At 58.4% G+C, this 13,058-nt stretch carries 5 protein-coding genes and 2 pseudogenes; 4 read left to right on the forward strand and 3 right to left on the reverse strand.

The window, feature by feature from the left end; translation table 11 throughout:
• Nucleotides 1-287: 287 nt before the first annotated feature.
• Nucleotides 288-1,880 carry a carbamoyltransferase C-terminal domain-containing protein gene (locus tag X742_RS141645; protein WP_023775298.1) on the forward strand — a complete coding sequence of 531 codons (1,593 nt, stop codon included), beginning with the start codon at nt 288-290 and terminating at the stop codon, nt 1,878-1,880.
• Between the two features lie 583 nt (nt 1,881-2,463).
• On the opposite strand, the pseudogene X742_RS1000000173405 reads toward X742_RS141645, so the two are convergent.
• Nucleotides 2,464-2,772: pseudogene (locus X742_RS1000000173405) on the reverse strand (transposase); the annotation flags it as partial.
• Between the two features lie 211 nt (nt 2,773-2,983).
• Here X742_RS1000000173405 and X742_RS1000000173415 point away from each other — a divergent pair.
• Nucleotides 2,984-3,229 (forward strand): hypothetical protein, encoded by a 246-nt coding sequence (locus X742_RS1000000173415; RefSeq protein WP_084569695.1) that lies wholly within the window; start codon nt 2,984-2,986, stop codon nt 3,227-3,229.
• Nucleotides 3,230-3,545: 316 nt separating this feature from the next.
• On the opposite strand, the gene X742_RS141635 is transcribed toward X742_RS1000000173415, so the two are convergent.
• On the reverse strand, nt 3,546-6,080 hold the full coding sequence (locus X742_RS141635) for a two-component system VirA-like sensor kinase (protein ID WP_031248691.1): 2,535 nt from the start codon (nt 6,078-6,080) through the stop codon (nt 3,546-3,548).
• Between the two features lie 641 nt (nt 6,081-6,721).
• Nucleotides 6,722-7,222 (reverse strand): annotated as a pseudogene (locus tag X742_RS1000000176240) (type IV secretory system conjugative DNA transfer family protein); the annotation flags it as partial.
• A gap of 2,223 nt (nt 7,223-9,445) precedes the next feature.
• On the opposite strand from X742_RS1000000176240, the gene X742_RS1000000176850 reads away from it, so the two are divergent.
• Together X742_RS1000000176850 and X742_RS1000000175260 are read left to right on the forward strand one after the other, a co-directional pair.
• Nucleotides 9,446-11,425 (forward strand): Ulp1 family isopeptidase, encoded by a 1,980-nt coding sequence (locus X742_RS1000000176850; protein WP_348524197.1) that lies wholly within the window; start codon nt 9,446-9,448, stop codon nt 11,423-11,425.
• A gap of 1,164 nt (nt 11,426-12,589) precedes the next feature.
• Nucleotides 12,590-13,058 (forward strand): hypothetical protein (locus X742_RS1000000175260; protein ID WP_210164353.1); only part of this gene is annotated, 469 nt, incomplete at its 3' end.

Consider the following 13,058-nt stretch of genomic DNA (forward strand, 5'->3'; position numbering starts at 1 on the left):
ACCCTTCAAACTGGACGGCTTTTGGCCAGGCCGTAGATCGGTGATTTGTGGGAGCTGGGTTTCTCTTGCCGGGTCATAGATCACTCCGCAGCAAGCGCTCCCGGGGGAAGCGTAGTTGGCGGTTGCTAGCCGATTGGTTAGACGTTCCTCGCCGCGAACGGCCATCTCTCGGTCGTGTTTGAAGGGTTCAGTCCAGATTGTTCTGTCGCAGCGGAAATAACTGAATTGCTCAGAGAATTAGGGAATTTCGTGGAGACAAGCGGTATTGCGCCCAAGGAGTAAATAGCATGAGAATAATGTCGTTCAAACCGGACCATGACGGCACAATTGCCGCGTTGGATGTATCAGCAGCTAAGTTAATTTATTCTTACGAGGCTGAGAAAGATAGTTTTCCTAGATATTCGACCATTAACCCGACGACTATCCTCGAAGCCGCTGGGCGCCTGGACGCCATTCCGGATATCATTGCCGTCGGTGGGTGGGAGTCGACGGGATTCGGCCACGACGCGGTAGGCTACTACGGCATAGCTCAGGGATCGGATGTTGTCGGCGAGAGGACCATTTTCGGCCGCAAAGTGCATTTCTATTCCTCGACGCACGAGCGCTCCCATCTCTGGGGCTCCTACGGTATGTCGCCATTCCCCGCCGGGATGCCCTGTTACGTGCTGATCTGGGAAGGATGGTGCGGCGATTTCTATGAAATCGATGAGTACCTACAGGTCGTGCATAGGGGAAAAGTGATGGCGTATCCTGGTCACAAATATACTTTCCTTTATGCGCTCGCCGATCCGAAATTCACTTTGCCCAAAGGACCAGCGCGTATCGAAGACGCAGGCAAGCTAATGGCGCTTTGCGCCTATGGGCAGACCGGGTCGCCCGACCGGGACGAGCAGGCGCTAATCGATTTCCTGCTTCCAAGCGATATGTATCCGTTGCCTAAGGAAGAGCTGCGGAATTCGCCCTACTACAACATTGGCGTAACCCATCAGAAATTCACCAACCTCGCCAGGCGCGTTTCAGATGCCATCTTCGATTTGTTCCACGCTTTCGCAAAGAAGAACCTCACAAAGGGGTACCCGTTGCTGATTTCCGGCGGGTGTGGATTGAACTGCGAGTGGAACCGCAGATGGCTCGAGACAAACCTTTTTTCCGATGTTTTCATTCCTCCATGCGCAAATGACGCAGGCTCCGCAATCGGGACCGCAGTTGACGCGATGCGACATTTCACAGGCAATGCCAAGATCAAATGGAGCGTCTATTCAGGCCAGCCTTTCACGCTTGACGAAATTGACCGCACAGGGCTCGAGGTCTATCCACTCGACTACGACCAAGTGGCTTCGGCGCTGCTTAGTGACAAGATCATCGGTTGGGTGCAGGGGAACTGCGAAATCGGGCCACGGGCGCTCGGCAACCGGTCAATTCTGGCGGCGCCTTTTTCAAAGGCAACTCATGAGCGGTTAAATCGCATCAAAAACCGTGAGGGTTTCCGCCCGATCGCGCCGGTTTGCCTGGAAGAGGACGTCGCGCTCCACTTCGACTTGGCACGCCCGTCGCCCCACATGCTTCTTTTCCAAAAGGTTCTCGATAGCCGGTTGAAGGCTGTCACACATGTTGACGGCACTGCGCGGGCCCAGACAGTTTCGCGGAAGCAGAATGCGCAGCTCTTTCAATTGCTAACCTCGTTCAAGGCGAAAAGTGGAGTCGGCGTTCTTTGCAACACGTCTCTGAACTTCAATGGCACCGGCTTCATCAATCGCGCAAGCGATTTGCTGACCTATGCCCGGGCCGCGGGCCTTGACGGATTTGTGATCAACGATGCCTTTTATCTCCTCAAGGAGGGCTCCGTCACGGCGTTGAATGGACAGAAAGAGACCGCATAAGGTAGGAGGGGCATCCCTCCGATCGCGGAAAATGGGTGATGATGGTTTGAGAAGAGCAGCGTATCGACGAGCAATGCATCATGATCAACATTGTTCGCCCTCGTCAGTCCGACGAAATCGACGACCGGATGTGCGTCGCGCAGGCGCGCGCAAAAGGCGCAATCCAGCGCTGTTGCTCAAGCACGTTCGATGATGTCCGGGCTATCGGGAGTTGAGCTATGTCGGCGTTTGAGGGGTAGATCCGAGAGTACGGAAGCGCTGCCCCGTTCACGCGTGGATGACTACTGATTTCAGTGCATTTGCAACTGCGACCGTCCTGCTGTTGCACCCCAATTTACGCATGGAATTCTTTACGTGAACTTTAACAGTATTTTCGGAAATTCCAAGACTCTCTCCTATATCCAAAGTATTTACCTCTCGCAACTCAGAGAATGCATTCTTCCCCCCTGGTAGAGAGGCTGGTTTCCGGCCCAGTGCGGCTCAGCTTACCTACCGCATCGATTCTCAGGTGAAAATGCAACGCCGTTAACTCTAACAATGCAACGATTTTACTTTGGATCTTGAGATCAGTGCGTTTAGCAAAGCTCAAATGGTCGGCGAGCCAGGCCTCGACGGTGGCAACCTCACGATCAGGCAACAGCGTCACGATCCGCCGCCGCTCCAGATCACAGACGATCGTGCCGTAACGATGGCCGCGACGGAAGGCCCAATCATCAATGCCGACAACTTTGAGAGGATCTGTTTGCAAACAGGCCCGTGGCCGCACCACCCGCAGCAGCGTGTCATTATTGACCGGGACCATCAGCCGCTTCGCAAAACTGGCCGCCGGCCGGCCGCCGAGCGCCAGCCCAAGATGATGAACGATACACTCCAATCGCGAGGTCCGGCGGGATCGCTCGGCGACATGCCCTCAAGCTGTCGTCGGCGGCGAAGGGTGAAAACGTTGTGATCTCGATCCTGAAGGATGAAGGGCCACTGCTTGATACAATCGAGCCGGCGCCCGGCGTCGTTTGCACAAGTCCTGTTCAAACTTACCTTGATTTGGTGATATCCGGGGAGAGGGGACAGGAGGCCGCTGACCATTTGCGGCAGGAGAAATTGCAATGGCTCCAGTAGTACCGCCCGATCCGCAATCGGCCGCCGACTACGACGACCGCATCACCGCGGCCGTGAAATCGGTTCTACTGGAAATTGGTCAGATACTCGGCAGTTTCAAAGGGGCGGCGATAGCCTTGTCGGGGCAGCGAGGAGCCGTAGCCGATGATGAACGCACAGGAGAAGTCTGGCGTGAATGGGGCGATGATTGTCGAGCTTTGCTCTCGAGTCATTTCGTCAACCATCTTGCGTGACCGATTGGCGACCATCTCCTCGTCCCGACCTTATATTACCCGTCGCCTGTCGCCGCCAGCGCGCAGTGACTTGTCAAGGATGGAGGCCCGCAGACCCCATCGCGCGGCGACTTGTCCTTGACGGTCACGAGCACGGCGGCAGGTTTGCCGTGGTCGGGGAGCCCTTCCTTGGGCGGAAGCCCACGACAGTGTTCGAGAGGAACTCGCCATGAGCCGGGTGCGCAGAGATCGTCCGACGCTCTTGTATTTGCTGGATCCCAGCCGGCTCCGCCTCCGACTGCCTCGGTAGCTCGGTATCCTGAGCGCGTCGGCGGCATCATGCCATTATCATCCTACGAATTGCATGCTCCATCGTCCTGGACGAGACCGGTTTGGCTAGCCAAAGGACGAAGGTCTGATTACCAGATGTGATCGGCATGGGGTCGCTTCCACCAACGACGATGATGGGCACCGTCATCAGGGTGGTACGTACGGCTTCGGGCTGTCCTGGCCCGAGGAAAGTCGCTTTATCGAAAATTAGGAGGTCGGCTGCCTTCCCGCTCTCGATCCAGTCGCAAAGACTCTCGAAGGTCGCGAAGCCGACCGGCCTATAACCCAGCGCGGCGATCTTATCCTTGTAGATCTCCAACGCTGCTGGATCGGGGTCAACGACTGCAATGATTTCTCCGTTGCCAAGTGATCCATCGCATGGGCCGAAAGCGCTATCAGCTCTGACCTGCTCCTCAGCGCAGGCCGGTAAGTAGAGATCGAAGCGTGTACCTCGGCCAACAGCCGAGGTGACGTCAAGGCATCCTGCGAGCGCGCTCACATGGCGGTCCACTGCAGCAAGACCCAGTCCGGTCCCGCCGACGCGAGAGCGCGTGGTAAAAAAGGGCTCAAAGATATGCGGAAGCACCGAACTTGCGATTCCTTGGCCATCGTCGCTGATGGAGAGGAGAACGTAATCTCCCGGTTTCAAGGTGCCCTTAGCCACGGGCTTCGTTTGACAGACGTGAGCGCGAGAAACGCTAATCTCGACACGGCCCTCATTCAAGAGAGCCTCCGACGCGTTCTTGCATAGATTCATAAGGATCTGCTGTATCTCGGTCGGGCTGCCCTCGATCACCGTTTGCCACTCGTTGATCTTGAAGTTCAACTCAACATCCGCACGAAGTGTAACCCGCAGCAATGGCGCGAGATCCATTACACTCTCCGAGACGTCGAAAGGCATCGTCACGCGCTTCCGATTTCGGCTTAGTGACAAAATTTGATCAATAATCAGTTTGGCTCGGTTGCTGGCTAAGATAATTTGGCCGATGTGGCCCCGAATTCTCGAGGGGCGGCGCACAAGACCTTTAGCCATCTCTGCGTAGCCGACTATTGCTCCTAGAACATTATTGAATTCATGTGTAACGCCGCTTGCGATTGTGCCGACAGCCGTCAGCCTTTCCGCATGCTCCCATCGACTCTCAAAAAGGTTACGTTCCGTGTGTACACGTTGCATTTCAAGATGGTTGCCTAAACGCACAGTAGCGCTCGCCAGAACCAGGAGGTCGTCTGTGGAGGGTGGTGAGCGATCTCCTTCAAAAACAAGGATACAAACCGCAGCCTGCTGATCGGAGGCCCTGCAACCAACAATTTGACAAACACCGGTAGTGCCTACGGCAGTCCGAACCACTTCCGACGCCGGAACGACGCGAAACACTGGCTGTTCCGGGTGTACAAGTGAGACGACTTCATGGATTAGCGTGGCGTTCCAGACGCGCATGCGCTTGTTCGCGACAAAGTACTCGGTATTCCTGCTGATACTCGGATCCACCAGAGCAAGCGCGCATTGATCCGCATCGAAAACGCATTGAATGAGTCTAAGTGCTGCTTCGGTGGAGAAGCGCCGCGAAGCCTTCGTTGCTTGACTGTCGATGAAACAAGCTTCGATCTCACTCATCGCCGCTTCAAGCTCTAACCGCCTTTCCAACCGGTTCGTCCGCACATGCAGCGTGGAGGCTCGAATGGTCGCAAACAAGCAGAGGCATATGGACACCAAGCCAAAGAAAAGTCGTGTACGCTGCGCTTGCGCGCTGGCGAAGCTGTAGGCTTTCAGATGTTCTCGCTCCAATTCCGCAGCCTTGGCGAACGTGTCGAAGGATGGGATCCGATTGACAGCGCGGTCCAACCTCAACATTGAGGACAGGATAGCGCGGCCCTCGCGGGCAACATCCTCCGTGACTTGGTCCTGGCTAGGAGGAAGTCGGCGGAGAGACTGATCGATTTGTAGTGCGAGGCTGAATCCCGGTCTGGCCGAAAATTGAAGGATCAGATTGGAAAATTCAGGCCTGTTCGACACTCCCCCCCGAAGGCGATTAGCCGAGCGAGCAAAGCGTACGAGAGAGCTTTGCAGAAGCTCATTTTGCGCGGCCGAGGCCGAGATGGCAGCTTCTGTGTTTTCGAGGGAATTTTTGAGCTGTGCAACCAACCTGGAGTGCACCCCGGAGCTCTCATTGGGCGAAATCTCAACAAGGCGTTGGTAGTTTTGGAGGTTCCTTTTTAATGCTTGCCCGGTAGAAGCAACGGAACGGAAGTCCAATACCATGTCGGCGCGGGCGACGTCTCGCTGGAGCAATGCGTAGTTGATCTGAATCGTCCGCAGTTCGCTTAGGACCGCCTCGTTGATCTGGGGGTCTTGCCACTGTATCGCGACCAAGAGCGCAACCGAGGCCACTAGGGCCATTACAGAAGCTTTGTCGGTACTGAGCCATTTTTCCCAAACGAACGGCGTTTGATCCGCGGTGCGTGCCTTGCGAAGGTCCGATTTGAATTCTAGCTCCCCATCGCGTCGGTGTGCGGCCGGATGCTGCTGGAACAGGAAAGCCAAGTGTACCTCTCCCCTCAAATAGGCGGTGTAGACGGCGTTGCACTCTGCCCCGATGGCCCGCTGAGCTTCCATTGATTCGCGGGCGTTTCGACCTCGACGGCGAGGCGGCAGCACAAGGCGGGCAACTGATCGCAGTTTTCGGAACTGGTCTTCCGAGAGATCATCGAAGGGGCATACAAGCGCACGCCTGCAGCAGCCGAGGATGATACCGGTCGGTCAAACGCAACTGGCGAGGGCCGGATCTGCTGTTGGCTGGCAGCTAACACTGGCGGGGCGGCGGCCTCAACTCCGGCGTGCCTAGAGCCGGCTGCTGCGAAAGCGTCCGACACGCTTCCCTTGGGGTCATCCCGTCCAGCGGGCATCCTTGGATCGCTGAAAAAAGACGAGGCGGCTTGATGATCCTGCCCTCGCTGAAGCACCTCCCGAAACCCCTTTTCCAGTCGCAGAAGCTCCTCTGGACCGGTAGGCGGCTCGTCAGCTCGACCATCGAACAGCGGCCGGAGCGCCTCGGACACGTGCTGCTCAAAGCCCACTCGCCGGGCCTGGACCGCTTGCCCGTCTTCCAAGCCGGCGTCCTGCACCTGCGACAAAGCTGTTACACGGGATGGATTACTATTTCGCGGGTTCATACTAGCCTCACATCAAACTGTATCGTCAAAGTCCTGCGCCAATTCACACAGCGGGTCATCGAGTTGAGATTCTGCGGAGAGCGCCTCCTCTGCTCCCGTCAAGGGCGCCGGCTCCGGGAGGGCGCCTGTCTGGCTTTCAAAGATGCGTTTCAGAATGCGATCCGAAAAATATCGCACCTTCCTCAATTTTAATGGTGGCAGACCTTTGATGAGAACAATCTCGTAGTCGTCATCGAGCAGCCGAACCTGTTCGGGACGCAATAGCGGTGCACCTTGATGTGAATTCTGAATGTNACGCACCTTCCTCAATTTTAATGGTGGCAGACCTTTGATGAGAACAATCTCGTAGTCGTCATCGAGCAGCCGAACCTGTTCGGGACGCAATAGCGGTGCACCTTGATGTGAATTCTGAATGTTCCAATCGAACGTTCGCGCCTGGCTGTAGGAAATCGATTGGGCTTGAAATGTGAATCCACCGATAGCTTTGGAAATGTAGTTCGGAGTCTCGTCATCTACCTCGATGTTCCTAGAAGCGCGCCGGCAGCCCGGGCGGGGGGCTTGGGGTTAGACTGCCAGCGCACGCCACTCATAAAGAGCGGCCTCTTTTCGCGGTTCGGACACCCATAGTCAACCCGGCAACGTCTGGATGCCCGCTGTGCTTTTTGCAGAGCGGCGATGCCGGGCATATCGGCCGATCCTGTATAGGATGGTGTGGCCACTCTCGTCGGCCGAGTTGATGCTCCAGCCAGTATCGCCTTGCCGACCAGCATGAGTTCGCCGTTAGCAATCCATCGTTGCGAGCCGAGACCGAGGTAAAAAGCGCGTGTTATCGACTATGTAGCTGACGCTCCCGCTGACGCAGGGTTCCCGCCATTGCCTCGAGGACTACCTCGAAATGAAATACCTCTGCACGGGCGGCATCTGAAGCATGGGCTTGCAGGGCTCGCAGACCGGTAAACCAGCGAGCCATTTCCAAATATGTGAATTGTGGATTGCTCCTCGACGGGAGCTGAGGGGCGGCTCCGCAAGCCTTACGACGCTCTTTGCGAGCCGTAGCTGCCGAGCTGGCAAAAGGCCGGGCTACGTCGCGCCAGCGCAATCGGCGCGCAGAAAATTAGGCCTACCCGCTCCGGGACCGCGGACCTCGTCAGCTTCTCGTAAGTATGCCCGAGTAGGTTGCTCAGCTGATCTGTGGACGTGAGGCTAGCGTGAACCGGCACAAATTTGACCTATCCAATGTAACAGGTTGGCGGCAGGTGCAGCCCCCGGCATCTCAAGAGCAAGCGGCACAGGCCGGGCAAGAGGGCTTTGAGCAGCGCTCGGGCGAGGCGCGCCAAGCCGCTGCCCAAATTCCCGCCCCCGGCGTTCCGGCTCTGCCAGACCCGTTCCATCCTCATCCGTCTCAGGGAGACCTGAGCCTCATCGAAGGCGCGGCCCCATGGGAAGCGCAGCCCATGATGCAAGGGAGCGGACAAGAACACGCCGCGGCGCCGTACGCCGGAGGCAGTGGGTCGATGCTAGGTGCCTCGGTGCTGCAGCCGGGTCACTCAACGGCGCGCCATCATCATGCGCCGGATTCGTCAGTGGGTGATCTGAATCCTTCCGCACCGTTCGAGTTGCGTGACCATGCTCGTTCCGCCGTGCCGGCGGCGGTGCAGCCAGATCCTCCAATAGTGGTCTCCGCCGGTCGCGGCTGCAAGCGTCCTCTTTATTCCAACGATGCGACCGTTGTCGAAGGGCTGAGGTCACTCTACGCGGGTAAGGCCAAGGAGGACACGGTCAAGCGCCATGTAAATTCTCTTTACGGCTTTGGTCGTTGGCTCTTTAAAAATAACAAGCCGGGATTTGCTGCTCGGCTTCACGAGGAGTCGCTGGATGAAGATCTCAAGGAGTACGAGAGCAGTGGTGGCTCCTCGACTGTGGCTGTGGCACTGCGTCGTCTCAGAGAGTCGGCGGGCGGAGTGCCAATGGTGGGCCGCGCTGTCCTGAATCCCGACCCTGCCGACGCCGTGCTCATCAAAGAGTACAAAGCGGCTCTCATCAAAGAGTACAAGGGAGCGCCTGCGACCGGGCCGAATCGCCAAACCATTCACGACTATGGAGCTACTCTTAGACGTTTCAGTGAATACCTGGTTGAAAACAACAAGCCGGGGATTGCGGCTCGGCTTCACGAGGAGTCGCTGGATGAAGATGCCAAGCGCTATAAGGACTCCAGTGGTGACCGGAGGATCATTGCACTAGCTCATCTCCGGAAGTTCCTGCCGTCCGCCGCACTCGGGCGCGAAATTGCCCTTGCTGCTCGTCCGGAAGACGCAGTCGGCATGGAGGCTCGTGCCATTGGGGACGCNCGGGCGCGAAATTGCCCTTGCTGCTCGTCCGGAAGACGCAGTCGGCATGGAGGCTCGTGCCATTGGGGACGCCGCTGCGCAGCACAGCGGGCCGCAGAAGGCATTGGGTCGGCCAGAGAAGCTCCCTGGGGAAGCTAATGAAGACGCCGCTGTTCTGCCATCGTCTTTCGTACCAACTGGGCACCATCACCAAGCCTCGGATCCCGCAGAGTCCTTTCGTCCCCTGATCTGGCGCGACGGCGACCAGCGCGCGCCGGACGAGCGGATCGCTGCACAGGACAGGAGCAACCTGCTACCAAGGGAGGAGGTGCCACTGAGGCCACCGGAATTCGCTCCGCCCAGCTTGCGGGCGGGGAATTCCGCCTCGCCAGAGCTCTTTCCTGAGGGGATGTCCCCCGCGGTCGAAGGGTTTTTTGGTGTTTTCGGCGACCCCAGCGGGCGGGTGCTCGGCGCATTGCAATTGCTAGGCGACGAACATATCCAGAGGGATTACCAGCTCCTGGAGCAGGAGTTGCAGGGGAACAATCCAGAACTCGCCGCCCGGACGCGGTTCGTGGATCCCCTCGTAGCCAATTATCATCTGCGCTTGGGCTCCGAGAGCGACAAGCTAAGCGCATTCCAGCGCATCGTCCATAATCAGAACGGTAACGACACAGCCGACTTCCTGTTCGTGCCAGTGAGCGATGGCGGTAAGACTCTTGCGGAGCGCGGCAAACATTGGTCGCTGCTGTTCGTTGATCGCAGCGACCGGGAACGGCCGGTTGCCTATCATTATGACTCCGTCAGCGGATGGCATGACAAGCTTGCAAAACACCTCGCAGAAAGGCTGGGCGCCAGCCTGGAGACCCGCGTGGACTTACCCCGCATCGCCCAGCAGAGCAACGAGTGGGATTGCGGAGTCTACGTGGTGGACGGCACGCGGGCGCTGGTTGGGCGATTGCAAAGATGGCAGCCAGACCAGCCAGACCTGAACCTCAACAACCTCGTCGTCAATCGGCAGGCACTACAAACCCGACTCATGGGTGACGATACATCTGGAACGGCAAATTATCTCACGAACTTTGAACTCATGGACCGACAGGCGCGAGACGCGGTTAAGGAAAGCCCCGTTGGGACGTTTCACCAGCGGATCAAGCGGCTCGGCCAGTCAGCGCGAGCGTTGCACGACAGAGCCCTGGCTCCAGTCGCGCCGGACCAAGGCAACCCAGACTCGGTGTTCGTACGGGACGTTGTTCCCGGGGAAACACGCCATCATCATGCGCCGGATTCGTCAGTGGTTGATCTGAATCCCCCCGCACCGTTCGAGTTGCGTGACCATGCTCGTTCTATGCCGGCGGCGGTGCAGCCAGATCCTCCAGTAGTGGTCTCCGGTCGCGACAAGCGTCCTCTTTATTCCAACGATGCGACCGTTGTCGAAGGGCTGCGGTCAGCACTCTATGCCGGTAAGGTCGGGGAGCGCACGGTCACGGACCATGTAAATTCTCTTCTCGGCTTTGGTCGTTGGCTCTTTGATAATAACAAGCCGGGATTTGCTGCTCGGCTTGACGATCCGTTGCTGGATCAGGATCTCAAGGAGTACCAGCGCGAGAGTGGCTCCTCGAACGTGGCTAGAGCACTGGGTCGTCTCAAAGAGTCGGCGGGCGGAGCGCCAATGGTGGGCCGCGCTGCCCTGAATCCCGACCCTGTCGACGCCGAGCTCATCAGAGATTACAAAGCGGCTCTCATCAAAAAGTACGAGGCAGAGCCTGCGACCGGGCCGAATCCCAAAACCACTCAGGACTATGCGGCTACTCTTAGACGTTTCAGTCAATACCTGCATGAAAACAACAGGCCGGGGATTGCGGCTCGGCTTTACGAGGGGTCGCTGGATGAAGATGCCAGGCGTTATTTGGACTCCAGTGGTAACCGGTGGATCAGTGCACTAGCTCATCTCCGGAAGTTCCCGCCGTACGCCGCACTCGGGCGCGAAATTGCCCTTGCTGCTCGTCCGGAAGACGCAGTCGGCATGGAGGCTCGTGCCATTGGGGACGCCGCTGCGCAGCACAGCGGGCCGCAGAAGGCATTGGGTCGGCCAGAGAAGCTCCCTGGGAAAGCTAAGCAGCTGAGCGAGATCGGCAATTCAGGCGCTCGCGTGCTGATGCAGGCCCCCACCCATCAAGTGGGTGCATTGCCATGGGANGAGCGAGATCGGCAATTCAGGCGCTCGCGTGCTGATGCAGGCCCCCACCCATCAAGTGGGTGCATTGCCATGGGAGGCGCAGCCCATGATGCTGGGGGACGAGCACCTGGCACCGCATACCGGAGGCAGTGGGTCGATGCTGGGTGCCTCGGTGCTGCAGCCGGGTCACTCAAGGGCGCGCCATCATGATGCGCCGGATTCAGTGGTTGATCTGAATCCCCTCGCACCGTCCGATTTGCGTGACCATGCTCGTTCTGTGCCGGCGGCGCCTGCCGGGCCAGCGTTCGCCAGGGCTGAGGAGACGCCCTCCGCGGTTGGCGAGGCCGCGGTGGCCGAAAGGTGGGCTCGGTTGCAAAAGCAAATGGACGAACCAGTGCATGATCCCGGCCCTCNTTGCGTGACCATGCTCGTTCTGTGCCGGCGGCGCCTGCCGGGCCAGCGTTCGCCAGGGCTGGGGAGACGCCCTCCGCAGTTGGCGAGGCCGCGGTGGCCGAAAGGTGGGCTCGGTTGCAAAAGCAGAAGGTCGACGCTGATTTGTCGGGATATTTCGACTCGATTCCGCACGCGGACCTTCTACGATCGCCATGGGAGGCGCAGCTCATGACGCAAGGGAGCGGACAAGAACACGCCGCGGCGCCCTACGCCGGAGGCAGTGGGTCGATGCTGGGTGCCTCGGTGCTGCAGCCGGGTCACTCAANGTGGATACATCGCCATGGGAGGCGCAACTCATGGTGCAAGGGAGCGGACAAGAACACGCCGCGGCGCCCTACGCCGGAGACAGTGGGTCGAGGCTAGGTGCCTCGGTGCTGCAGCCGGGTCACTCAACGGCGCGCCATCATGATGCGCCGGATTCGTCAGTGGTTGATCTGAATCCCCCCGCACCGTCCGAGTTGCGTGGCCATGCTCGTTCTGTGCCGCCGGCGGTGCAGCCAGATCCTCCAATAGGGGTCTCCGGTCGCGACAAGGGTCCTCTCTATTCCAACGATGCGACCATTGTCGAAGGGCTGAGGTCAGCATTGGAGAGCACGGTCAAGCGCCATGTAAATTCTCTTCTCGGCTTTGGTCGTTGGCTCTTTGATAATAACAGGCCGGGATTTGCTGCTCGGCTTCACGAGGAGTCGCTGGATCCGGATCTCAAGGAGTACGAGAGCAANGGAGAGCACGGTCAAGCGCCATGTAAATTCTCTTCTCGGCTTTGGTCGTTGGCTCTTTGACAATAACAGGCCGGGATTTGCTGCTCGGCTTCACGAGGAGTCGCTGGATCCGGATCTCAAGGAGTACGAGAGCAAGAGTGGCTCCTCGGACGTGGCTAGAGCAGTGGGTCATCTCAAGACGTGGGCGGGCGGAGCGCCAGTGCTGGACCGCGCCGCTGTCCTGAATAATCCCTACCCTGCCGACGCCGCGCTCATCAGAGATTACACAGCGGCTCCCATCAAAGAGTACAAGGCAGCGCCGACCGGGCCGAATCCCGCTACCATTCAGACCTATGGATCTGCTCCTAGACGTTTCAGTGAATACCTGGTTGAAAACAAAAAGCCGGGGATTGCGGCTCGGCTTCACGAGGGGTCGCTGGATGAAGATGCCAAGCGCTATAACAACTCCGGTGGGATCAGTGCACTAGCTCATCTCCGGAAGTCCGAACTCGGGCGCGAGCTCCCTGGGAAAGCTAATGAAGACGACGCTGTTCTGCCATTGTCTTTCGTGCCAACTGGGCCCCATCACCAAGCCTCGGATCCCGCAGGGTCCTTTCGTCCCCTGATCTGGCGCGACGGCGACCAGCGCGCGCCGGACGAGCGGATCGCTGCACAGGACAGGAGCAACC

The organism is Mesorhizobium sp. LNHC229A00 (genome assembly GCF_000502415.1).
Lineage (GTDB): Bacteria > Pseudomonadota > Alphaproteobacteria > Rhizobiales > Rhizobiaceae > Mesorhizobium.

What these genes read in the sequence shown, in the direction of transcription:
- X742_RS141645 (WP_023775298.1), top strand. Translation starts at nt 288, where the DNA reads ATGAGAATAATGTCGTTCAAACCGGACCATGACGGCACAATTGCCGCG.
- X742_RS1000000173415 (WP_084569695.1), top strand. Translation starts at nt 2,984, where the DNA reads ATGGCTCCAGTAGTACCGCCCGATCCGCAATCGGCCGCCGACTACGAC.